The sequence below is a fragment of the Methylobacterium sp. TK26 genome (assembly GCF_055361565.1).
On sequence record NZ_CM143965.1, the window covers coordinates 1,355,734 to 1,375,632 of the forward strand.

At 72.3% G+C, this 19,899-nt stretch carries 26 protein-coding genes; 11 read left to right on the forward strand and 15 right to left on the reverse strand.

The window, feature by feature from the left end:
* Positions 1-99: 99 nt before the first annotated feature.
* Genes ACXJ1Y_RS06595 through ACXJ1Y_RS06605 form a run of 3 tightly spaced genes read right to left on the reverse strand, consistent with a single transcriptional unit; the run spans position 100 to position 2,638 of the window.
* Positions 100-1,011 carry a LysR family transcriptional regulator gene (locus tag ACXJ1Y_RS06595; protein ID WP_463849309.1) on the reverse strand — a complete coding sequence of 304 codons (912 nt, stop codon included), beginning with the start codon at positions 1,009-1,011 and terminating at the stop codon, positions 100-102.
* Positions 1,008-2,195, reverse strand: coding sequence for an amidohydrolase (locus tag ACXJ1Y_RS06600; RefSeq protein ID WP_463849310.1), 1,188 nt, complete (start codon positions 2,193-2,195; stop codon positions 1,008-1,010). Before ACXJ1Y_RS06600 ends, ACXJ1Y_RS06595 begins: the two co-directional genes overlap by 4 nt.
* Positions 2,192-2,638, reverse strand: a complete 447-nt coding sequence (locus tag ACXJ1Y_RS06605) for an Lrp/AsnC family transcriptional regulator (protein ID WP_243954161.1) — start codon at positions 2,636-2,638, stop codon at positions 2,192-2,194. The genes ACXJ1Y_RS06600 and ACXJ1Y_RS06605 overlap by 4 nt, the downstream gene beginning before the upstream one ends.
* 126 nt (positions 2,639-2,764) lie before the next feature.
* Here ACXJ1Y_RS06605 and alr point away from each other — a divergent pair, with 126 nt between their 5' ends.
* Together alr and ACXJ1Y_RS06615 are read left to right on the forward strand one after the other, a co-directional pair.
* Positions 2,765-3,889, forward strand: a complete 1,125-nt coding sequence (alr, locus tag ACXJ1Y_RS06610; protein WP_463849311.1) for an alanine racemase — start codon at positions 2,765-2,767, stop codon at positions 3,887-3,889.
* Positions 3,890-3,897: 8 nt separating this feature from the next.
* On the forward strand, positions 3,898-5,157 hold the full coding sequence (locus ACXJ1Y_RS06615) for a D-amino acid dehydrogenase (protein WP_463849312.1): 1,260 nt from the start codon (positions 3,898-3,900) through the stop codon (positions 5,155-5,157).
* A 27-nt stretch (positions 5,158-5,184) separates the two neighbouring features.
* On the opposite strand, the gene ACXJ1Y_RS06620 is transcribed toward ACXJ1Y_RS06615, so the two are convergent.
* Positions 5,185-5,346: a hypothetical protein gene (locus ACXJ1Y_RS06620; protein ID WP_463849313.1), complete on the reverse strand. Its 162-nt coding sequence runs from the start codon at positions 5,344-5,346 to the stop codon at positions 5,185-5,187.
* Between the two features lie 209 nt (positions 5,347-5,555).
* Between ACXJ1Y_RS06620 and ACXJ1Y_RS06625 the strand changes: the two genes are divergently transcribed.
* Positions 5,556-6,053: a peptide deformylase gene (locus ACXJ1Y_RS06625; RefSeq protein WP_463849314.1), complete on the forward strand. Its 498-nt coding sequence runs from the start codon at positions 5,556-5,558 to the stop codon at positions 6,051-6,053.
* A 13-nt stretch (positions 6,054-6,066) separates the two neighbouring features.
* Here ACXJ1Y_RS06625 and ACXJ1Y_RS06630 read toward each other — a convergent pair whose 3' ends face one another.
* The 4 genes from ACXJ1Y_RS06630 to ACXJ1Y_RS06645 form a co-directional block, all read right to left on the reverse strand.
* Positions 6,067-6,732: a response regulator transcription factor gene (locus ACXJ1Y_RS06630; protein WP_463849315.1), complete on the reverse strand. Its 666-nt coding sequence runs from the start codon at positions 6,730-6,732 to the stop codon at positions 6,067-6,069.
* 17 nt (positions 6,733-6,749) lie between these two features.
* Entirely contained in the window at positions 6,750-8,819 is a 2,070-nt protein-coding gene (locus ACXJ1Y_RS06635; protein WP_463849316.1) for a sensor histidine kinase, read from the reverse strand.
* Positions 8,820-8,888: 69 nt separating this feature from the next.
* Positions 8,889-9,089, reverse strand: a complete 201-nt coding sequence (locus tag ACXJ1Y_RS06640; protein WP_463849317.1) for a ribosome modulation factor — start codon at positions 9,087-9,089, stop codon at positions 8,889-8,891.
* A 181-nt stretch (positions 9,090-9,270) separates the two neighbouring features.
* Positions 9,271-9,522 (reverse strand): hypothetical protein, encoded by a 252-nt coding sequence (locus tag ACXJ1Y_RS06645; protein WP_463849318.1) that lies wholly within the window; start codon positions 9,520-9,522, stop codon positions 9,271-9,273.
* A 204-nt stretch (positions 9,523-9,726) separates the two neighbouring features.
* On the opposite strand from ACXJ1Y_RS06645, the gene ACXJ1Y_RS06650 reads away from it, so the two are divergent.
* The 3 genes from ACXJ1Y_RS06650 (at position 9,727) to ACXJ1Y_RS06660 (ending at position 12,486) form a co-directional block, all read left to right on the forward strand.
* On the forward strand, positions 9,727-9,972 hold the full coding sequence (locus ACXJ1Y_RS06650) for a hypothetical protein (RefSeq protein ID WP_463849319.1): 246 nt from the start codon (positions 9,727-9,729) through the stop codon (positions 9,970-9,972).
* Positions 9,950-10,126: a hypothetical protein gene (locus ACXJ1Y_RS06655; protein WP_463849320.1), complete on the forward strand. Its 177-nt coding sequence runs from the start codon at positions 9,950-9,952 to the stop codon at positions 10,124-10,126. Before ACXJ1Y_RS06650 ends, ACXJ1Y_RS06655 begins: the two co-directional genes overlap by 23 nt.
* A 197-nt stretch (positions 10,127-10,323) precedes the next feature.
* Positions 10,324-12,486, forward strand: a complete 2,163-nt coding sequence (locus ACXJ1Y_RS06660; protein WP_463849321.1) for a malate synthase G — start codon at positions 10,324-10,326, stop codon at positions 12,484-12,486.
* A 22-nt stretch (positions 12,487-12,508) separates the two neighbouring features.
* Here the strand turns inward: ACXJ1Y_RS06660 and ACXJ1Y_RS06665 are convergent, their stop codons facing one another.
* Complete coding sequence (locus ACXJ1Y_RS06665) at positions 12,509-12,901, reverse strand: ArsR/SmtB family transcription factor (protein WP_463849322.1); 393 nt, start codon at positions 12,899-12,901, stop codon at positions 12,509-12,511.
* Positions 12,898-13,491, reverse strand: coding sequence for a peroxiredoxin (locus ACXJ1Y_RS06670; protein WP_463850053.1), 594 nt, complete (start codon positions 13,489-13,491; stop codon positions 12,898-12,900). The genes ACXJ1Y_RS06665 and ACXJ1Y_RS06670 overlap by 4 nt, the downstream gene beginning before the upstream one ends.
* A gap of 244 nt (positions 13,492-13,735) precedes the next feature.
* Here ACXJ1Y_RS06670 and ACXJ1Y_RS06675 point away from each other — a divergent pair, with 244 nt between their 5' ends.
* Genes ACXJ1Y_RS06675 through ACXJ1Y_RS06685 form a run of 3 tightly spaced genes read left to right on the forward strand, consistent with a single transcriptional unit; the run spans position 13,736 to position 16,259 of the window.
* Positions 13,736-15,139 (forward strand): cytochrome ubiquinol oxidase subunit I, encoded by a 1,404-nt coding sequence (locus tag ACXJ1Y_RS06675; protein ID WP_463849323.1) that lies wholly within the window; start codon positions 13,736-13,738, stop codon positions 15,137-15,139.
* Between the two features lie 11 nt (positions 15,140-15,150).
* Positions 15,151-16,161, forward strand: coding sequence for a cytochrome d ubiquinol oxidase subunit II (gene cydB, locus ACXJ1Y_RS06680; protein ID WP_463849324.1), 1,011 nt, complete (start codon positions 15,151-15,153; stop codon positions 16,159-16,161).
* Positions 16,161-16,259: a DUF2474 family protein gene (locus ACXJ1Y_RS06685; RefSeq protein WP_243954145.1), complete on the forward strand. Its 99-nt coding sequence runs from the start codon at positions 16,161-16,163 to the stop codon at positions 16,257-16,259. Before cydB ends, ACXJ1Y_RS06685 begins: the two co-directional genes overlap by 1 nt.
* Positions 16,260-16,558: 299 nt before the next feature.
* Here the strand turns inward: ACXJ1Y_RS06685 and ACXJ1Y_RS06690 are convergent, their stop codons facing one another.
* From ACXJ1Y_RS06690 to ACXJ1Y_RS06710, 5 genes are all read right to left on the reverse strand, one after another.
* Positions 16,559-16,942: a CsbD family protein gene (locus ACXJ1Y_RS06690; RefSeq protein ID WP_342166409.1), complete on the reverse strand. Its 384-nt coding sequence runs from the start codon at positions 16,940-16,942 to the stop codon at positions 16,559-16,561.
* A 56-nt stretch (positions 16,943-16,998) separates the two neighbouring features.
* On the reverse strand, positions 16,999-17,202 hold the full coding sequence (locus ACXJ1Y_RS06695; RefSeq protein WP_463849325.1) for a CsbD family protein: 204 nt from the start codon (positions 17,200-17,202) through the stop codon (positions 16,999-17,001).
* A gap of 86 nt (positions 17,203-17,288) precedes the next feature.
* On the reverse strand, positions 17,289-18,215 hold the full coding sequence (locus ACXJ1Y_RS06700; RefSeq protein WP_463849326.1) for a PhnA-like protein: 927 nt from the start codon (positions 18,213-18,215) through the stop codon (positions 17,289-17,291).
* A 47-nt stretch (positions 18,216-18,262) separates the two neighbouring features.
* Entirely contained in the window at positions 18,263-18,763 is a 501-nt protein-coding gene (locus tag ACXJ1Y_RS06705) for a CsbD family protein (RefSeq protein ID WP_463849327.1), read from the reverse strand.
* 37 nt (positions 18,764-18,800) lie between these two features.
* Entirely contained in the window at positions 18,801-18,974 is a 174-nt protein-coding gene (locus ACXJ1Y_RS06710; protein ID WP_463849328.1) for a CsbD family protein, read from the reverse strand.
* A gap of 356 nt (positions 18,975-19,330) precedes the next feature.
* Here ACXJ1Y_RS06710 and ACXJ1Y_RS06715 point away from each other — a divergent pair, with 356 nt between their 5' ends.
* Positions 19,331-19,582, forward strand: coding sequence for a hypothetical protein (locus ACXJ1Y_RS06715; protein ID WP_463849329.1), 252 nt, complete (start codon positions 19,331-19,333; stop codon positions 19,580-19,582).
* A gap of 91 nt (positions 19,583-19,673) precedes the next feature.
* Positions 19,674-19,880 carry a hypothetical protein gene (locus ACXJ1Y_RS06720; RefSeq protein WP_463849330.1) on the forward strand — a complete coding sequence of 69 codons (207 nt, stop codon included), beginning with the start codon at positions 19,674-19,676 and terminating at the stop codon, positions 19,878-19,880.
* The last annotated feature ends 19 nt before the right edge of the window (positions 19,881-19,899 follow it).

Consider the following 19,899-nt stretch of genomic DNA (forward strand, 5'->3'; position numbering starts at 1 on the left):
CCGATCGATTCCCGTGGTCAGCTTCGAATGTCCCTCCGCGGGAGTGTTGCGACAAGAAGGGAATTCGGCACGAGCCGTGCGGAAATCGCGAACGGTCGCTCAGGCGGCGGTGGGCCGGAAGGCGACCATCCGCTCCGCGAGCCAGCCGATCAGCCGCCCCATCGCCTCCGGCAGGCGCCGCCCGGCGCGCACGACGAGATGCGCGCTCGCCTCGGAGAGGATCGGTTCGCGCAGGGGCACGGCCGCGAGGCTGTGGGCCTGCAGTTCCGCCGCCACCACGAAGCGCGGCAGGAAGGCGATGCCCATCCCCGCCGTGACGAAGCGGCGGTGCAGTTCGAAGGCGCCGGTCTCTAGGCGCGGGACGAGGCGGAAGCCGCCATCGGCCTCGGCGCGGCCGAGCATCTGCCGTACCCCGTGATCGGGCGGCAGCAGGATCGCGGGCTCGGTGGCGAAGGCGCGCAGGGGCACCGGGCCGGAGGCGCGGGCGAGGGGGTGGCCCTTCGGCAGGATGGCGAGGAGGGGCTGGCGCGCCGAGACCACGCCGCAGACATCCGGCCGGGCCGGGGGGTTGTAGGCGAGGCCGAGATCCGCCTCGCCCTGCGCGACGGCGGCGAGGATGCCGTCCGTGGTGCCGCCCTCGATCTGGTAGGCGATGCCGGGATGGGCCTGCGCGAAATCCGCCAGGGCGTTGTCCACGAGGTCGATGAGGAAGCCCGCCCCGCAGCGCAGGCGGATCGTGCCCTGCTGCACCCCGCGCAGGCGCTTCAGCCGGTCCTCCAACAGGGTGGCCTCGTCGGCTTGCCGCTGGGCGTGCTCGGCCACCATCCGCCCGGCTTCCGTGGGCACGACGCCGCGCGGCAGCCGTTCGAGCAGCGCCTCGCCGACCTGCGCCTCCAGGTCGATGATCTGGCGGCTCACCGCCGAGGCGGCGACGTTCAGGGTCTCGGCGGCGGCCCGCACCGATCCGGCGCGCACCACGGCCAGGAAGTAGCGCAGGGCCCGGTCGGTCATGGGGCCTCCCAGGCCGTCGCGCCCTGGGCGATGACGCGGCGGGGCTGGCGCCGCTCCACGATCACCTCGGCCGCGCAGGAGGCCTCGAACAGGGCGAGGTCGGCGGGCAGGCCCGGTGCCACCGCGCCGGGGCCGAGGCCGAGGGCGCCGGCCGGGATCGCCGTGGCATGGTCGAGGAGGGCGGCCAGCGCCGCGTCCGTGCGGCAATCGAAGCGGTGGGCGGCGAGCATCGCCCGGTCGATCATGCCGGTGACGCCGGCCGGGTTCCAGGAATCGCGCACGTTGTCGGTGCCGAAGCAGATCGCGACGCCGAGCTCCCGCAGGCGGGGCAGGGGAGGGCAGCGGGCCCCGCCCGGCACACTGCTCACTAGGGTGATGCCCGCCCGCGCCAGGCCCTCAGCGATCCGGCCGAGGCGGTGATCGTCGGCCTCGGCCAGGGCGAAGGCGTGGCTGATCGCGACCCGGCCCTGCAGGCCCGCCGCCAGGGTGCGGGCGATGATCGCCTCGATCTCGGACAGCCCGCCCTCCCCGCCATCGTGGAGATGGATGTCGAGGCCGCGCCCGTGGCGCTCGGCCAGGGCGAAGACGAGGGCGAGGGGCGCTTGCGCGTCCCCGTCGATGCCGAGGGGGTCGAGGCCGCCGACGAGGTCGGCGCCCATCCGCATCGCTTCGTCGAGGTAATCCGCCGCCGGGGGGCAGGCGAGGAGGCCGCTCTGCGGGAAGGCGACGATCTCGATCCGCATCCGGCCGGACCAGCGGGCGCGCAGGTCGAGGATCTGCGCGAGATGGCCGGTCCCCGTCACGTCGTCGATGTCGACATGGGTGCGCAGGCTCGTGGTGCCCCCGCGCAGCATCCGCTCCAGCAGGGCCTCGGCGCCCTGCTCGGCCAGGGGCACGCGGCTCTCCCGGCGGAAGGCCTTCTCGTCCTCGATCCGCGCGCGCACCGAGCCCGCCGCCCGGTGGGGGCGCCAGGGGAGCCCGAGCAGGCACTTGTCGAGATGGACATGCGCGTCGGTGAGGCCGGGCAGGACGAGCGCCCCGGCGCAGTCGATCTCCCGCGCCGCCTCCGGGCGCGCCTCGCCGGGCACGCGGATCGCCGCGATGCGGCCCCCGGCGATGTCGATGACCCGCTCCCGTCCGTCGAGATTCGCGCGCAGGAGGCGCAGGTCGGGGGCGGCGCTCATGCGCGCCCCGCCGCCACGACGGTGCGGATGGCGAAGCTCGATTGCAGCCGCGCCACGCCGGGCAGGCGGGACAGCACCTCCTTGTGCAGCCGCTCGTAATCGGCCGCGTCGCTGATCTTGAGCTTCACGAGGTAATCGGCCGTGCCGGTCATCAGGTAGCAATCCTGCACCTCGGGGCAGCGCCGCACGGCGGCCTCGAAGCGGTTCAGGTAATCCTCCGTCTGTCGGTCGAGGGTGAATTGCGTCAGCACCACCAGCCCCGGCTCGTCGGTGACGCCGCCGATGATGGCGGTGTAGCCCCGGATCACGCCGCTCTCCTCCAGCACCCGCACCCGGCGGTGGCAGGCGGACGCCGACAGGCCGACCTTCCCCGCAAGGTCGGCGTTGCTGATGCGCCCGTCGGCCCGCAGGGCCCGGATAATGCGGTGGTCGATCTCGTCCATGGCGGAAACGTCCGAATATCCGCAGAAAGTTGCACCGCCACGCTTAGAACGCAATCACCTGCAGCGGAATCGCCGGAAATTCGGTGATCCTGCGTGTAGCGTAGCCCTGTCGTCGCGGAGGCGGGCATGGGCATTGTCGATCGGGTCATGAGGCAGGACACGAGCCTCGCCGCCGCCTTCCTGGGCATCGACCTCGGCGCCCTCCGGGACAATTACCGCCTCCTCGCCCGCCGCGCCGGCCCGGCCGCCTGCGCCGCCGTGGTGAAGGCCGACGCCTACGGCCTCGGGGTCGCCCGCGTCGCCCCGGTCCTCGCAGAGGCCGGTTGCCGCCAGTTCTTCGTCGCCCAGGTGGGGGAGGGGGTGAGCCTGCGGGCGATCCTCGGGCCCGGCCCTGCGATCGGCATCCTCAACGGCACGACCCCCGGCAGCGAGGCGGCCTGCGCCGCGAGCGACCTCGTCCCCGTCCTCAACGACGGCGCGCAGCGGGAAGCCTGGGCCGGGCTGGCGCGGCATCTCGGGCGCCGCCTGCCCGCGATCCTGCAGGTCGATTCCGGCATGACGCGCTTCGGCTTCGACCCGGCGGAAGCCCTCGCCCTGCTCGATGATCCCGATGCCTTCGCGGGGCTCACCCTCACGCTGGTGATGAGCCACCTCGCCTGCGCCGACACGCCGGAGCATCCGGCCAACGCGGCCCAGCTTGCGGCCTTCTCGGCCGTCCGCGCCCGCCTGCCCCGCGTGCCGGCGAGCCTCGCCGCCTCGTCGGGGATCGTCCTCGGGCCGGATTTTCATTTCGACATGGTCCGCCCCGGCGCCGCCCTCTACGGGATCGCGCCCCAGCCGGGCCGGGACAACCCGATGCGGCCGGTCGTCTCCCTGCGCGCGCGGGTGATGCAATTGCGCGCCGTGCCGGCGGGCACGCCGGTCGGCTACGGCCATGCGGGCGTCACGGCGCGGGACTCGCGCCTCGCCACTGTGGCGGTCGGCTACGCGGACGGGTTCCCGCGCGGCACCGAGGGCGCGGCGGGCTTCCTCGCCGGGGTGCGGCTGCCCCTCGTCGGGCGGGTCTCCATGGACAGCCTCGTCCTCGATGCCACCGACCTGCCCCCCGGCGCCATCGGGCCGGGGGCGCTCGTGGACCTGATCGGGCCGGAGCAGGGGGTGGATGCCCTCGCGGCGGCCTCCGGCACCATCGGCTACGAGGTGCTCACGCGCCTCGGCCAGCGCTTCCACCGCACCTATACCGGAGCCTGAGGCAGGCCATGCATGTCACGATCCTCGGCGGCGGCGTCGTCGGCGTCACCTCGGCCTATTACCTCGCCCGCGCCGGGCATCAGGTCACGGTGGTGGAGCGCCAGCCCGGCGCGGGGCTGGAGACCAGCTTCGCCAATGCGGGGCAGGTCTCGCCGGGCTATTCCGCCCCCTGGGCGGCGCCGGGCATCCCCGTGAAGGCGATGAAGTGGCTGATGATGCGCCACCGCCCCCTCGTCCTGTGGCCGAGGCTGGAGCCGCGCCTCTACGGCTGGCTGGCACGGATGCTCGCGAACTGCACGGAGGACGCCTACACCCGCAACAAGGGCCGGATGGTGCGGCTGGCGGAATACAGCCGCGACGTGCTGCGCGACCTGCGCGCCGAGACCGGCATCGCCTACGATCACCGCGAGAAGGGCACGCTCCAGCTCTTCCGCACGCAGAAGCAGCTCGACCATGTGGGCGACGACACCCGCGTCCTCGACGCCTACGGCGTGCCCTACGCGGTGCTGGACGCCGCCGGCTGCATCGCCGCCGAGCCGGCGCTCGCGCGGGTCGGCGGGGTGTTCGTGGGCGGCCTGCGCCTGCCCGGCGACGAGACCGGCGACGCCCATCTCTTCACGCAACGCCTCGCCGCGCTCTGCGAGGGCCTCGGCGTCACCTTCCGCTACGGCGTCTCCATCGCGCGGCTCCATCACGAGGGCGGGCGGGTCACGGCGGTGGAGACCAGTGCCGGCGAACGGCTCGCGGCGGATGCCTATGTCGCGGCACTCGGCAGCTACACCCCGGCCCTGCTGCGGCCCTTGGGCATCGCCCTGCCGGTCTATCCGGTGAAGGGCTATTCCCTGACCCTGCCGGTCACGGACCCGGAGGCCGCGCCGGTCTCGACGGTGATGGACGAGACCTACAAGGTCGGGATCACCCGGCTGGGCGAGCGCATCCGCGTCGGCGGCACGGCCGAACTCGCGGGGTTCAGCAGCCTCCTGCGCGAGCCCCGCCGCGAGACCCTGGCCCGCTCGGTCGGCGACCTCTTCCCCGGGGGCGGCGACCTCTCGCGGGCGACGTTCTGGACGGGCCTGCGCCCGATGACGCCGGACGGCACGCCCATCGTCGGGGCGACGCCGCTCACGAACCTGTTCACGAATACCGGCCACGGCACGCTGGGCTGGACCATGGCCTGCGGCTCGGGGCGGCTGCTCGCGGACATCGTCACCGGCCGCACCCCGGAGATCGCGGGCGACGACCTCGCCGTCGCCCGCTACGCGGCGTGAGGACGCGCGGGTGCGCCCCCCGGGACGCTAGACCAACGTGTCTTCCCACTCCTCGACCGCGCGGGCTTGGGCCTCTGGATCGTTCGGATACGAGTCGACCGCTATGGCGTCGAACATCACCCTCCGGAGCGTCGGGTCGGCGCCGTAGGCGAAGGCCGGAAGGCTGTCACTGATCGCGTTGACGAACACGTGGCAGGTTGGGTCCGAAAGGCCGTGCGTCCATGGGGTTGGACGATCCCTGTGGGCCCTGGTTGCTCAACGGGAAAGTCGACTGCGGAATCCACCGATCGAGGAGGCCGTGGCCTGTTCCTTCCGTAAAGACGGTCCAGCCTGAGGCATGAAGCTGACGGCAACCTCCCGGCCTCGCCCTTACGGATCGCACGGCGTAAACGGGCGCCATGCCCGCGCGCCCCCTCCTCCTGTTCCCCGATTCCCGCCTTTCCGCCAGGGCGGCGCCGGAGGAGACGTTCGGCCCCGACCTCCGGGCCGTGGCGGACGACGTCCGGGAGACCCTGCTCGCCGTCTCGGCCCTCGGCCTGACGGCGCCGCATATCGGGATCCTGCGGCGGGTCGTCGTCGCCCGCATGGCGCCGGAGGACGCGCCGCGGGTCTACGTGAACCCCGTCGTCCTCTGGGCCTCCCCCGAGACGGCGACCCACGACGAGGGCAGCGTGAGCATGCCGGGCGTCCGCGAGCGGATCACCCGCCCCGCCCGTATCCGCCTCGGCTACCGGGACCTCGCGGGCGACGCCCACGAGGAGGAGGCAGCCGACTTCTCGGCCGCGATCCTGCAGCATGAGATCGACCAACTCGACGGCCTGTTCTGGATCGACCGCCTCTCGCGCCTCAAGCGGGATCGCCTGCTCAAGCGCTTCGCCAAGGTGAAGCCGGCCTGAGCCGGGCGGCGGGTCAGGTCCGCAGGGCGAGGGCGTCGAGCCAGCCCCGCGCGGCGGCGTAGCGGATGATCTCGGCCCGCGTCCGCAGGCCCAGCTTCTCGGCGGCCCGCGCCTTGTAGGTCTCGACCGACTTGACGCTCACGTCGAGGCGCCGGGCGATCTCCTTGTTGCTGAAGCCCTGCGCGATGAGCCGCAGGGTCTCGGTCTCGCGGGGACTCAGGGCCTCGCCGCCCTCGGCCGCCTCCGCCCGCCCCGCCGCGCCGGACGGGTCCAGGGCATGGCCGGCGATGGACGGGTCGAGATAGACCCCGCCCGCCGCCACCGCGTGGACCGCGCGGAGCAGGTCGTCCGCCGCCGAGCGCTTCAGCAGGTAGCCGCGCGCCCCCGCCTTCAGCAGCGGCTGCACGTAGGCCGCGTCCTCGTGGACGGTGAGGATCAGCACCCGCGTGCCGGGGCATTCGCCCGTGACCCGCTCGGTGAGTTCGAGCCCGTTGAGCCCCGGCATGGAGACGTCGATCACCGCCACGTCCGGCCCGGCGGCACGGATCATCGGCAGGGCGTCGCTGCCGCTCGTCGCCTCGCCCACGAGGTCGATCTCCGGGTCGGCGGTCAGGAGCGTGCGGATGCCCGCGAGCACGATCGGGTGGTCGTCGGCCAGGGCGACGCGGATGCGGTCCATGATGGTCTCCTTGCGCCTCAGGCCGCCTGCGGCACGGGGATGTCCACGAACAACGCCGTGCCGATGCCGGGGGACGTCTCCAGGGTGAGCGTGCCGTCGAGGAGGGCCAGCCGCTCGCGGATCCCCGACAGGCCGAGGCGCGGCTTGCCCGGCGCCCCGGCCCCGCCGGGCCGCGCGGCATTGTCCGCGTCGAAGCCGATCCCGTCATCCTCCACGATCACCCGCATCGCGTCGGCGCGGTGCTCCACCGCGACGCTGACGGTCGCCGCCCCCGCGTGCTTCAGCACGTTGGTCAGCGCCTCCTGCACGATGCGGTAGACGGCGGTCTCCACCGGCGCCGGCACCCGCGCCGCGTCGCCGAGGAATTCGAGGTCGGCCCGGATGCCGTGCCGCCGGCTCCACTCCCGCAGCAGCGTGGCGAGGGCCTCGCGCAGGCCGAGATCGTCGAGGGCGGTCGGGCGCAGGTCGACGGCGGCGCGGTGGATGTCGCGGCCGATCTCCCCGGCGAGCCCCTGCAGCCACTGGACCTGCCGGCCCGCCTCCGGCCCGCTGCCGGCCACGAGCCGTTCCAGGCTCTTGAGGCCCAGCGACAGGCCCGTCACCGTCTGCCCGACCTGATCGTGCAGCTCGCGGGCGATGCGGCGCTGCTCGTTCTCCTGCGCCTCGCCGAGGCGCCGGAGCAGTTCCAGCCGCTCGGCCTCGGCGCGCTTGCGCGGCTCGATATCCGACACCACGCCGTAGATGAGCCCGGCCGGCGCCTCCCCGTGCAGCTGTGGCGCCCGGCCGGCGAGGCGCACCCAGCGCGGCCCGCCCGTCCCGTCGGCGACGCGGAACTCCTCATCGACGGGCCCGCCCTCCGCGAGGCTCCGGCCGATGGCGTCGGCGAGGCGCGCCCGGTCCTCGGCGAGGACGGCGCCCAGGGCCCCGGCGAGGCCGGTCTCGGTCTCGCGGCCCTCCGCGACCTCGCCCCGCCAGCCGAGCAGCGTGGCGGCGCGGGCGGAGGCCGTCACCCGCCCGCGCCCGGCATCCCAGCGCAGGGTGCCGAGTTCGGCGGCCTCGGCGGCGACGGCCCCCTGTTCCTCGCTCGACCGCAGGGCGAGGGTGAAGCGCGCCTGCTCGCCCGCCCGGCGCTGGGCCATGTCGCGCCCCACCAGCCCGACGAGGGCCAGGGCGAGGCCGATGCTGAGGACGCTGCCCCCCGCGAGCACCGCGTAGGAGCGCGAGACCGGGGCGTTCAGCGCGGCGACCGGCATCCCGAAATGCACCGACCAGCCGCCCGTGTCCTTGAGGGTGCGGTAGACGACCTCGACATTCGCGCCCTCCAGGGTCGGGCCGGTGTAGAAGCCCTGCGGCGCCCGGCGGATCGCCGCCTGCAGGGCCGCGTTCGCGGGCTGGCCCAGTTCCTCCGCTTCGGCGCGGGTGCGGGCGATGGTGATGCCGTCCGAATCCACGATGGTCCCGACCCAGCCCTCCGGCGCCCCCGCATCCCGCAGGATCGAGCTGACCGCGTTGGTGGCGAGGCGCACCGAGAGGACGTAGCGCAGCCCGTCGTCCCGGATCACCGGCACCCGCAGGGCGATGAGGCGCTTGCCCGAGACCGTGCCCACCGGCCCGATCCCGCCGATCGCCGGCTTGCCCGTGCGCACGACGGCGTCGAAGCTCGTCCGGTCCGAGGTGGGCCCGAGGGTCTCGTCCAGCGAGCGCAGGAGGTTGACCACCTGCCCGCCGTCCGGCCCGGCCAGCTCGATCGTCTCCCAGAGGGGATGAGCCTGCCGCAGGCGCTCGGCCTCGGCGTAGAAGGCGGCGAGGTCGGGCGTGTCGAGGGTGGCCGAGGCGGCCTCCGCCTCCAGCACCGTGACCTGCGAGGCGATGTCGGAGGCGACGCGCTCGGCGACGCGGGTCGCGCTGGCCACGGCCGCGCGCCGGTCGAGGTCGCGCTGCTGCTGCGCCATCAGGGTCGCGACCCAGCCGCTGAGCAGCAGGACCGGGATCGCGGCGGCGAAGACCAGGGCGACGAAGGTGCGGCCGTTGCCGCGACTCAGGTGGTGCTCGCCGCCCGGGACCCCTCCTGTTCTGCGGATGTTCATGGGGTGCGCCGGGCGAACCTTCCCTCCGGGACAATCCCCGCGAGCCTACCCCGTCCGGGGCGCGTCAGGTCAAGCCGGCACCCGGGCGGGTGCGGTAGTGGGGCGGGTGAGGGCGGGGTGGGGCGCCCGCGCGCCGAGGTCGCTGACCGACCCGTCGAACCCCTCGAACCACGCGCGCCGCTCGCGGGATTCCCCCGGATAGGGGCAGGCGTCACGCGGCCGTCCGAGGGTGCGGGCACGGGCGCCCTGCTTGATGATTTCCATGATCATGGACCCGATCCTCCCGCCTGTCGAAACGTAGCGGTAACAGGAGGGCCCATGATCGTCGTTCGGACAAGTATTTTCGGCGTAAGCACCGGTCTCTCCGACACCTGTCGGGGTCATCCCGACAGGATCGACGGATGAATCGTCTTGACCGTTGCCTGCCGATGACTGTCCTTCGTGGCCGCGCTCAGTAGCTGTAGGGCCCGTAGCCGAAGCCGATGCCCCGGAAGCCGCGAGGATGGCGGCCGTAATGCCGACGGTGATGCCGGTGGCCGAAATGGCGGTGGTGGCGCAGGCCGTGATGGCGCCCGCGGAATCCGTGATGGTGCCCGGCGTGATGCCCGCCGAGCCCGTGACCCCGGACAGGCCGTGCCTCGCTCGACGGCGAGAACAGGACGAGGCTCGATGCCGCCGCGAGGGCGATCGCAAGGTGTTTCATCGGGATGGCTCCTTTGTCTTCACCACCCCTGATCTGGGCGCGGGGGGCCGCTCTCGCAGTCGGAGAGACCCGCGAGCCTGTCGGGACAACCCTGACAGCCCCTCTGCCGCCCCTCCGGGCGGGGGTTGCGAGGGTGGGGTCGATTGACGAAGCGTTAAGCATGGCCCTGGGATTCTGCACCGCATCGCATGGACGAGGAGCGACATGACGACAGCGAAGGCCTTCACCGCCCGGTTCACCCTGGGCTGGCGTCAGCGGGACCGGGATGCGTCTCCCGACGCGGCGGGCGCGGTGGCGCAGGCGATGCGCAACGCCTCGCCCGAGGATTGGGCGCGCTACGGCGGCGGCCTCGTCGCCCCGGACCTCGCGGAGCAGGGGGCCCCCCTCCACGCCGGCCGCATCGATGACGGAATGGACGATGCCGGACATGACCTGTCCGCGTCCGTTTGATCCCGGTTCCGTCGGGGTCCGCCCCTCCGGCAAGCCGCCCCGCGCCGCCAACGACAACGGCCACCACGCCATCACCTGGACCCTGCACGCGGTCGGCGGGGCCTCCCTCGGCCTTGCCGTCCTCTGCGGACTCGCGGCCATCCTGACGGCCTGACCGGCGGGCCGACCCCGTGCGGCGCCGGGCTACAGACGGCGGCCGTCGCAATCTGAATGCTGTATACGGCGGGTGCCATCCGGCCGGGGGTTTGCTATGCGGACCCCGCCCGGACCCTGCCGCGCCGACAGGTTCGGGCTCTCGGCACCGTCTGCAACGGGCGGCCCCGGCCGCCGAACCCCCCGAGTGTTTCGAAGATGGATCGACTGACCATTGGCGGCCTCGCCGTCGCGCGGGTGCTCCACGATTTCATCGCGGAGGAGGCCCTGCCCGGCACCGGCATCTCGCCCGAGGTGTTCTGGGGCGGCCTCGGCGCCATCGTCCGCGATCTCACCCCGAAGAACCGGGCCCTGCTGGCCAAGCGCGACGAGCTTCAGGCCAAGATCGACGCCTGGCACCGGGAGCGGGCGGGCAAGCCCGTCGATCCGGCGGCCTACAAGGCGTTCCTGACCGAGATCGGCTATCTCCTGCCGCCCCCCGGCCCGGTGCAGGTGCGCACCGAGAACGTGGACGACGAGATCGCCCGGATCAGCGGGCCGCAGCTCGTGGTGCCGGTCTCGAACGCCCGCTACGCGCTGAACGCCGCCAACGCCCGCTGGGGCTCCCTCTACGACGCCCTCTACGGCACCGACGCGGTGTCGGAGGAGGGCGGGGCGGTGCGCGGCGGCGGCTACAACCGCGCCCGCGGCGCCCGCGTCGTCACCCGCGCCCGCAGCACGCTGGACCGCTTCGTGCCGCTGGCGGGCGGACGCCACGCCGACGTCGTGACCTATGCCGTCGAGGACGGGCAGCTCGTCGGCAACATGAACACCGGCGAGACCGTGCCGCTGGCGCGGCCGGACCTGTTCGCGGGCTATCGCGGCCGGGCGAGCATGCCCTCGGCCCTGCTCCTGCGCCACCACAACCTGCACATCGAGGTCGTGATCGACCGCACCCACCGGATCGGCCGGTTCGACGCCTCGGGCGTCGCCGACATCCTGCTCGAATCCGCCGTCTCCACGATCATGGATCTGGAGGATTCGGTGGCGACGGTGGATGCCGAGGACAAGGTCGTCGTCTACCGCAACTGGCTCGGCCTGATGAACGGCACCCTCGCGGCCGGCTTCGAGAAGGACGGCCGCCGCCAGGAGCGCCGCCTCAACCCCGACCGGCACTACATCGCCCCGAACGGCGGCGAGGTGGTGGTGCCCGGCCGCTCACTGATGCTGGTGCGCAATGTCGGCCACCACATGGACACCGACGCGGTGCTCGACGGGCAGGGCCGCGAGATCCCCGAGGGGATGCTCGACGCCGCCGTGACGGCGATGATCGCGATCCACGATTTGAAGGGCGATTCCGGCCTGCGCAACAGCCGGAAGGGCTCGGTCTACATCGTCAAGCCGAAGATGCACGGGCCGGAGGAGGTCGCCTTCGCGGTCGAATTGTTCGACCGGGTCGAGGCGATGCTGGGCCTGGAGGCCAACACCCTCAAGATGGGCATCATGGACGAGGAGCGCCGCACCACGGTGAACCTCGCCGCCTGCATCGCGGCGGCCTCGAGCCGCGTGGTGTTCATCAACACCGGCTTCCTCGACCGCACGGGCGACGAGATCCATACCTCGATGGAGGCCGGCCCGGTCATCCGCAAGAATGACATGAAGGCGACGCTCTGGATCAAGGGCTACGAGGAGAACAACGTCGATGTCGGCCTCGCCTGCGGCCTGAAGGACCGGGCGCAGATCGGCAAGGGCATGTGGGCGGCCCCCGACGCCATGGCCGAGATGCTGATGCAGAAGGGCGCCCACCCGCGGGCCGGCGCCTCGACGGCCTGGGTGCCCTCGCCCACCGCCGCGACCCTGCACGCGCTCCACTATCACGAGATCGAGGTCGCGGCGCGGCAGGCGGAGCTCGCCCGACGCCCCCGCTCGGCCCTGGACGAGATCCTGGAGATCCCCCTCGCCCGCTCGAACTTCGCCCCCGACGACGTGCAGCAGGAGATCGACAACAACGCGCAGGGCATCCTGGGCTACGTGGTCCGCTGGGTGAACCAGGGCGTCGGCTGCTCCAAGGTGCCGGACATCCACGATGTCGGCCTGATGGAGGACCGGGCGACCCTGCGCATCTCCTCGCAGCACATCGCCAACTGGCTGCACCACGGGGTGGTGAGCGAGGAGCAGGTGATGGAGACGCTGAAGCGGATGGCCAAGGTGGTGGACCGCCAGAATGCCGGCGACCCGCTCTACACGCCGATGGCCCCCGGCTTCGACGGCCCGGCCTTCCAGGCGGCGAAGGACCTCGTGCTCAAGGGCCGGGCGCAGCCGAACGGCTACACCGAGTGGGTCCTCACCGCCCGCCGCCGCGAGGCGAAGGCAGCCGGCTAGGCCGCCGGCCGGGGAGGGGCGCTCAAGGCTCGTCCCCGACCTGTCCGAACATGGCGGCCTGCCCCAGGGCGCGGGCCCGCGCCTCGGGGCCCCGCGCCGTCGCCCGGCGCTGGGGGCGGCCCGCGATCAGGATGTCCTCGATCGCGCCGAGGAGGGCGATCATGCGCGGGTCGGTCAGGCTGTAGAACACCACCTTGTGCTCCCGCCGGGTGGCGACGATCGCGGCGTTGCGCAACTCGCCGAGCTGCTGTGACAGGGTCGGCTGGCGGATGCCCAGGCGCTGCTCGATCTCCGAGACCGCGCATTCGCCCCGCGCCAGCAGGGCGAGGATCCGCAGGCGGTTGGGGTTGGCGACCAGCTTGAGCCGTTCGGCGGCGGCGGTCGCGGCCGCCTCGTCGGGGCCGGGGAGCGTCACAGGCGCTCCAGCCGGTGATACCAATCGGCCCCCCAGGCGCCGACCTCGTCCCCCGTCATCGGCGGATGGGAGAGGACCGGCTCGCCCGGCCGCCAGCCCTCGGGCGTCGAGACGTCGGCCGCGTCGCTCGCCTGGAGCGCCCCCACCAGCCGCAGGATCTCGGCGACGCTGCGCCCGACCGTGAGCGGGTAGGCGGTGAGGGCGCGCACGACGCCCTCGGGATCGATGACGTAGGTGGTGCGCACCGTCGCGGTGGAGGTCGCCCCCGCCGGCAGCATCCCGTAGGCGCGGGCGATGCCCATCCCCGGATCCTCCACGATGGGGAAGGGGATCCGCACGCCGAAATTCTGCGCGATGCTCTGCTGCCACGCGAGATGCGACGACAGGCTGTCGACCGAGAGGGCGAGGAGATCGCACCCGAGCGCCTGGAACGCCGGATGGGCCTGCGCGAAGGCGATGAACTCGCTGGTGCAGACGGGGGTGAAATCCGCCGGGTGCGAGAAGAACACCAACCAGCGCCCGCGATAGGCATTGAGGGTGCGCAGCCCCATCGTGGTGCGGGCGCGGAAGGACGGCGCGGCATCCCCGATCAGCGGCGGCGGGCCGGGCGGCACGGCGGCTTCGATGGTCACGACGCAAGGCTCTCGGACATGGCGGCCGCAATGATGGCGGCCGCCGTCCCAAGGGTCAATCTATCTTCTCGCGATATGGCGAAGCTCGCCCATGAGAAACATGGATTGACAGCGCGGCGCTGCGGCGCACACTGCGCGGCGATGTGTCGCTGAGTCGGCCGGGTCCGGCCGTCTCCGGCCATCCCTGTGGGGGACAGATCCGATGCTGGCCGACCATCTCCCGAGCGCGCTCGATCTCGCCCGCAGCCAGTTCGCCTTCACCGTGGTCTGGCACTTCCTGTTCCCCTCCTTCACCATCGGCCTGGCGAGCTACCTCTGCGTGCTCGAGGCGTTCTGGCTCGCCACGGGGCGGGACGTCTTCCTCGACACCTACCGCTACTGGCTGAAGATCTTCGCCGTCGCCTTCGCCATGGGCGTCGTGTCCGGCTTGGTGATGAGCTACCAGTTCGGCACCAACTGGTCGGTCTTCTCGGACAGGACCGGCCCGGTCCTCGGCCCGCTCCTGGGCTACGAGGTCCTGACGGCCTTCTTCCTGGAGGCGGGCTTCCTCGGGGTGATGCTGTTCGGCCTGGAGCGGGTCGGGCCACGCCTGCACTTCCTCGCCACGGGGCTCGTGGCCTTCGGCACGCTGATCTCCGCCTTCTGGATCCTCTCGGCCAATTCATGGATGCAGACGCCCGCCGGCTACAGCCTCGATGCCGAGGGCCGGTTCGTGCCGGAGGATTGGTGGGCGGTGGTGTTCAACCCGTCCTTCCCCTACCGCTTCGCCCATACGGTCACGGCGGCCTACCTGACGACGGCGATGATCGTCGGCGCCGTGGGGGCGTGGCACCTGCTGCGCGACCGCGCCAATCCCCGCGCCCGGCTGATGTTCTCCATGGCGATGTGGATGGCGGCCCTGGTCGCGCCCTGCCAGATGGTGCTCGGCGACCTCCACGGGGGCAACACCTACCACCACCAGCCCGCCAAGGTGGCGGCGATGGAGGGCCATTTCGACAGCGTGGCCCGCGCCCCCTCGATCCTGTTCGGCTGGCCGGACGCGCAGGCCGCCGAGACGAAGTACGAGATCGGCATCCCCGGCCTCGCGAGCCTCTACCTCGCCCACGACCTCGACGCGAAGGTCACGGGGCTGAAGGACCTGCCCCGCGAGACGTGGCCCACCAACCTGCCCCTCGTTTTCTGGGCGTTCCGCGTGATGGTCGGCCTCGGCCTCATGATGATCGCCCTCGGCCTGTGGTCCCTCGTGCTGCGCGCCCGGGGCCGGCTCTACGAGACGCCCTGGCTGCACCGCTTCGCCGTGGCGATGGGACCCTCCGGCCTGATCGCCGTGACGGCGGGGTGGGTCGTGACGGAATCCGGCCGCCAGCCCTTCACGGTCTACGGCCTGCTGCGCACGGCCGACAGCGTCTCGCCCATCGCGGCGCCCGCCGTGGCGGCCTCGCTCGCGGCCTTCGCGCTGGTCTACTTCGCCGTGTTCGGGGCGGGCATCTGGTACCTGTTCCACCTGTTCGACCAGGCCCCGCGCCCGCACGAATCCGGCCCGCCCGTCGGCCAGCCGGTGCGGACCGCCGGCATCACCCCGGCCCCCGCCCTGGCGGCCGAGTGACGGAGGCTGTCATGGACATCGACCTCACCCTGATCTGGGCCTTCCTGATCGCCACCGCCGTGTTCCTCTACGTGGCGATGGACGGGTTCGACCTCGGCATCGGCATCCTCTTCCCGGCGATCCGCGCCAAGGCCGACCGGGACGTGATGGTGAACTCGGTCGCCCCCGTCTGGGACGGCAACGAGACGTGGCTGGTGCTCGGCGGCGGCGGGCTGTTCGCGGTCTTCCCGCTCGCCTACGCCACGATCCTGCCGGCCCTCTACATGCCGCTCATCCTGATGCTGCTCGCCCTGGTGTTCCGGGGCGTGGCCTTCGAGATGCGCTTCCGGGTCGCCACGCCGCGCGGGCAGCTCTGGTGGGACCGGGCCTTCTCCTGGGGAAGCGTCGTCGCGGCCTTCTGCCAGGGCATCGCGCTCGGCGCCTTCGTCCAGGGAATCCGCATCGAGGGCCGTGCCTATGCCGGCGGGTGGTGGGACTGGCTGACCCCGTTCTCGCTGCTCACCGGCATCGCCCTGGTGGTGGGCTACGGCCTCCTCGGCGCCTGCTGGCTGATCTGGAAGACGGGCGGCGAATTGCAGATCCGCGCCTATCGCCTCGCCAAGCCCCTCGCGGTGGCGACGCTCGTCCTCATCGCCGTGGTCTCGGCGACGATGCTCGGGGTGAGCGCCGCCTTCCGCGCGCGCTGGCTCGGCCTGCCGGGCATGCTGGTGGGGGCGCCGGTGCCGCTCCTCGTCGGGGTGCTGGCGTGGCGCTTCGCGAAGGCCCTGGAGCGGCGGGAGGAGGTCTCGCCCTTCCTCTGCGCGCTGGGCTTCTTCCTGCTGTCCTATATCGGGCTCGGCATCAGCATGTGGCCCTACATCGTGCCGCCGAGCGTCACGATCTGGCAGGCGGCGACCCACCCGAAATCCCAGGCCTTCCTGCTCTACGGGGCGGCGGTGCTGGTGCCGCTGATCCTGGCCTACACGGCCTACGTCTACTGGCTGTTCCGCGGGAAGGTCACGGCGGAAGCGGGGTACCATTGATGCGCCGGCTCGGCTGGTTCGTCCTGCTCTGGGGCCTGAGCGTCGCGAGCCTCGCGGCGGTCGCCCTGCCGCTGCGATGGCTCCTGAAGGCCGTGTGACGGAGGCGGGGACCCGAGGACCCCGCGCTCTCCCTACGATCCGGCGAGCAGGCCGGCGGATTGGACCACGACCGCGACGAGCGTGCACAGGGCCGCCGCCGCCACGACATACGATACGATCTTCATGAGGGCTGGCATCGTGGGGCTCCTGGCGTCGTGGGGGGCGAGGGTCAGTAGCCCCGGCGCGGCGGGGTGGTCGCCCGGCCGGTGACGCGGCGCGTGACGAAGGCGATCAGCTTCGGCAGCAGGAAGGCGGTGAGAATCTTGCGGATCATCGGGATCTCCAGGATGCGAGGATGTCAGCGCGAGGGGCGGGCGAGCCAGCCCAGGGCGAAGGCGACGCCCACCAGCGCGAGCAGCGTCGTGCCGCGGTTGGCGTCGGCGTAGCGGACGGCGCTCCGGCCGTGGGTGGTCGCCCGGCGGCGGGCTTCCTGGGCGTAGTGCCGGCCGTCCTCGATGAGATGGTCGGCCCGCTCACGGGCCTCGTGGGCGAGGTGGCGGCCATCCTCGGCGAGGTCCTCGGCGCGGTCGCGGGCGCGGCCATAGGCGTATTGGGCACCGCCCGCCACCTGGTTCACGGCGCCGCGCACCTGGCGGGCCGGATCGCCGGTCAGGCCACCGAGGGTGGTCTGCGCGCGACCCTTGAGGTGACGGGACGCGCCACGGATCTGGTCGCGGTTCATGAGTCTCTCCTGTGCGGGTTGGGGGGGCGCCGGCCGGGCCGGCGCCGCAGAGGGGATCAGTGCTTGCCGGTGATCTTGTCCGCGACGTTCTTGGCGCCGTCCTTGACGTCGCCGACGGTCTTCTGCGCCTCGCCCTTCAGCTCCTGCGCCTTGCCCTCGGCCACGAGCTTGTCGTTGCCCGTCACGTTGCCCACGCCCTGCTTGACGTTGCCGACGGCCTCGTTGGCCAGGCCCTTGAGCTTGTCGGTGGTGCTGCTCATCGTGTGCGCTCCTGCTTGGTGGAAGAAGGCCGGAGGCTCCGGCCGGGGATGACCCCCGCCCTGGGGCGGGGGCCGGTGGAAGGGGATCAGACGCGGCGGGCGTCGTAGGTCGAGAGCAGCGTCGCGGGCTTCGGGGCGCCGAGGCGGCCGCCGAGGAACGCGGCCAGCGCGCCGAGGACCAGGGCGATGGCGGCGTAGAAGGCGCCCTGCGTGGCGGCCGACTTCGCCGTGACGGCAGCGGCCTCGGCCTTCTGCTTGGCGGTGGCGACGGCCTGATCGTACTGCTTCTCGTAGTCGTTGATCTGCGTCTTGGCCTGATCGGGCGAGATGCCCTGGGCCTTGGCCAGCGCGTCGGCGGCGCGGTTCTTGGCCTGCTCCTTCTGGGCCGGATCACCGGTCAGCACGGCGCGCACGGCCGCCACGGCGGCGTCCTTGGCGGCCTGCGGGTCCTGGCCGGCGGCCTGCTGGCGGACCGTCTGCTCGATGCCGTCGATCGGGTTCGAGATCTTCGACAGCGAGGGCGCAGCGGCCTGCGCGGCGGTCTGGACGGTGCCGCCGACGAGGTTGCCCGCGCCGCCCAGCGCGCCCGAGACGGTGCTCAGGGTGCCGCCGACGAGGCCGCTGGCGGCGGAGGTCAGCAGGTAGAGCACGACGAGGGTCGTCACCGCCCAGGAGACGAGGCCGTGCAGGGCGGCCGCGCCCGGCAGGGGCTTGCCGGAGAGGCGGCCGGCGATGAGGCCGCCGGCCAGCGAGGCGACGATGCCCGAGGCCACGAACCAGATCCCGGCGCCGGCCGAGACGGTCGAGGCGGCCGGGTTGTCGGTGGCGTTGACCCCGACACTGGCGAGGCCCACCCCGACGCCGACGAGGTTCACGATCACCTGGGTCACGAGGGCCGTGACGGCGCCGGCGAAGATGGCGCCCCAGGACACCTCGTTGAGCAGGACGGCCCGCGTATGGGCTTCCGCCGACGGGGCGGCGAGGGGGGTACCGGTGGTCTGGATGGTGGTCACACTGTCACTCCGGGTGTTGGCAAACCGTGGTCGCCGGGGGCGGCGGCTCAGTCGCGGGTCGTCTTGACGAGAAGGGCGAGGCCGAAGCCGACGGCCCCCGCGATCAGCAGCGAGGCGAGGGGATACTCGGCGACCTGTCCGCTGACCCCGCCATGGCGCAGGGCGCGGCTGCCGCGTCCGTAGGCGTCCTGGGCGTAGTCGGAGACCTCGCCGGCGGTACGGCGCGCGGAGTGGCGGGCGCGGTCGAACTGGTCCTCGGCGGCACCCTGCGCGCGGCGGGCGCGGTCCTCGATGTCGTCGGAGCCGACGATGCCGCCGACCGTCTCGCGGATCCGGCCGCCGAGGTCGCGGGCGGTGTCGGCGACCTGCTCGGCCGCGTCGCGCACCGTGTCCTTGGCCTGGCCGTAGAGGTTCTCGGCCTTGCCGGCCGCCTCGTGGGCGCGGCCCTCGACCGAGTCCCGCTTCGAGCCGGTGAGGTCGCCCACCGCGCCCTGCACCTTGCCGCCGAACTCCTTGGCGGCACCCGTGATCCGGTCCGTATCGACCATGTTCGTGCTCCTGTCTCTTCGTATCGCGATGGCAGCGTCAGCCGCTGTCCCGCCCGTGGGGCTTGGACCGGCCGGGCTTGGGGGAGGGGGCGCCCCGTTTCTGGCGCCGGCCCTCGGCCTCGATCCGGGTGTCGCCGGTGAGCTTCCCGAGGGCTTCCTTGACCGAGCCCCTGAGGTGCTCGACGGAAGTAGAATGTCTGTCTCCGGCCATGGGCGCTCCGTAATCAGCAAGAAAACCCGGGACCGACCGTGAGATGATGGCTCGCTACTGGAATTCAATGAGCATTCCATACTAGTAAAATGATCATTTTGTTCCAGGATTGTAGGTTCGAAATCCGCCTCCTTGCGGCGAGCACCGAGCCCGCACGGATCGCCGCGCGCCATGCGGCAGCGTGCCAAGAACTGGTTGCGCGCAAGGCGGTTCCAAAATTTATGTTATGATCGTGGTACGCACGTATCATCGGCGCGGACGGCGGGATCGTGTGAGGCGCCGCCATCACGCCAGCACAGACAGGCCAAGCGTCGCAGAGGCTGTCGCCGTGAGCGCGGAGCGGATATCAGCCGCGCATGACCAAGCGCACCAAATCCGCACCGAAGCTCCAGGGCTTCGTCCTTTTCGATGTCGTGTACGAGGATGGCAGCCGTGCCTCGAACCGGCGCGTGCCCGTCGAGATCCTCGGCGGGCTGGATGGGGACGCGCCCGCGCGCGATCTCATCACCGCCCAGGACAGCGAGGTCGCCCAGAAGTCGGGGCGACCGGTCCGGGAGATCGCGAGCCTGACCCGCTCGCCGCTGCCGACCCCGAAGATCGGCGTGTGAGCGCGACCCGGAACAGACCGTCGTCTCTGGAAGAAACGGCCGCTTCGTGTAAGTTCGGCGGATGATAGAGCCTAATCAAACCGCCTTCATCGTGAAGGTCGCGCTGCCGGACGAGGCCGCACCGGAGAACGCGATCACGCTGTTCTATGCCGTCATTGCGGACAGTTCGGACCGCGGCGTCGAGATCGTCCGGGGCGCCGTCAAGGAAGGCGCCGAGGTGACGATGACCGAGGTGCGCCTCTCCCAGGCGACGGCCCAGGCGATCGAACTGCTTCCGGGCTACGCACGGGCCCTCTAGCGGGGACGGGACGGACCCC

Bases quoted from the DNA above. Each gene is read 5' to 3' on its own strand.
- ACXJ1Y_RS06595 (WP_463849309.1), bottom strand. From the start codon at position 1,011: ATGACCGACCGGGCCCTGCGCTACTTCCTGGCCGTGGTGCGCGCCGGA.
- ACXJ1Y_RS06600 (WP_463849310.1), bottom strand. From the start codon at position 2,195: ATGAGCGCCGCCCCCGACCTGCGCCTCCTGCGCGCGAATCTCGACGGA.
- ACXJ1Y_RS06605 (WP_243954161.1), bottom strand. From the start codon at position 2,638: ATGGACGAGATCGACCACCGCATTATCCGGGCCCTGCGGGCCGACGGG.
- alr (WP_463849311.1), top strand. From the start codon at position 2,765: ATGGGCATTGTCGATCGGGTCATGAGGCAGGACACGAGCCTCGCCGCC.
- ACXJ1Y_RS06615 (WP_463849312.1), top strand. From the start codon at position 3,898: ATGCATGTCACGATCCTCGGCGGCGGCGTCGTCGGCGTCACCTCGGCC.
- ACXJ1Y_RS06625 (WP_463849314.1), top strand. From the start codon at position 5,556: ATGCCCGCGCGCCCCCTCCTCCTGTTCCCCGATTCCCGCCTTTCCGCC.
- ACXJ1Y_RS06630 (WP_463849315.1), bottom strand. From the start codon at position 6,732: ATGGACCGCATCCGCGTCGCCCTGGCCGACGACCACCCGATCGTGCTC.
- ACXJ1Y_RS06635 (WP_463849316.1), bottom strand. From the start codon at position 8,819: ATGAACATCCGCAGAACAGGAGGGGTCCCGGGCGGCGAGCACCACCTG.
- ACXJ1Y_RS06640 (WP_463849317.1), bottom strand. From the start codon at position 9,089: ATGATCATGGAAATCATCAAGCAGGGCGCCCGTGCCCGCACCCTCGGA.
- ACXJ1Y_RS06645 (WP_463849318.1), bottom strand. From the start codon at position 9,522: ATGAAACACCTTGCGATCGCCCTCGCGGCGGCATCGAGCCTCGTCCTG.
- ACXJ1Y_RS06650 (WP_463849319.1), top strand. From the start codon at position 9,727: ATGACGACAGCGAAGGCCTTCACCGCCCGGTTCACCCTGGGCTGGCGT.
- ACXJ1Y_RS06655 (WP_463849320.1), top strand. From the start codon at position 9,950: ATGACCTGTCCGCGTCCGTTTGATCCCGGTTCCGTCGGGGTCCGCCCC.
- ACXJ1Y_RS06660 (WP_463849321.1), top strand. From the start codon at position 10,324: ATGGATCGACTGACCATTGGCGGCCTCGCCGTCGCGCGGGTGCTCCAC.
- ACXJ1Y_RS06675 (WP_463849323.1), top strand. From the start codon at position 13,736: ATGCTGGCCGACCATCTCCCGAGCGCGCTCGATCTCGCCCGCAGCCAG.
- cydB (WP_463849324.1), top strand. From the start codon at position 15,151: ATGGACATCGACCTCACCCTGATCTGGGCCTTCCTGATCGCCACCGCC.
- ACXJ1Y_RS06685 (WP_243954145.1), top strand. From the start codon at position 16,161: ATGCGCCGGCTCGGCTGGTTCGTCCTGCTCTGGGGCCTGAGCGTCGCG.
- ACXJ1Y_RS06690 (WP_342166409.1), bottom strand. From the start codon at position 16,942: ATGAACCGCGACCAGATCCGTGGCGCGTCCCGTCACCTCAAGGGTCGC.
- ACXJ1Y_RS06695 (WP_463849325.1), bottom strand. From the start codon at position 17,202: ATGAGCAGCACCACCGACAAGCTCAAGGGCCTGGCCAACGAGGCCGTC.
- ACXJ1Y_RS06705 (WP_463849327.1), bottom strand. From the start codon at position 18,763: ATGGTCGATACGGACCGGATCACGGGTGCCGCCAAGGAGTTCGGCGGC.
- ACXJ1Y_RS06710 (WP_463849328.1), bottom strand. From the start codon at position 18,974: ATGGCCGGAGACAGACATTCTACTTCCGTCGAGCACCTCAGGGGCTCG.
- ACXJ1Y_RS06715 (WP_463849329.1), top strand. From the start codon at position 19,331: ATGACCAAGCGCACCAAATCCGCACCGAAGCTCCAGGGCTTCGTCCTT.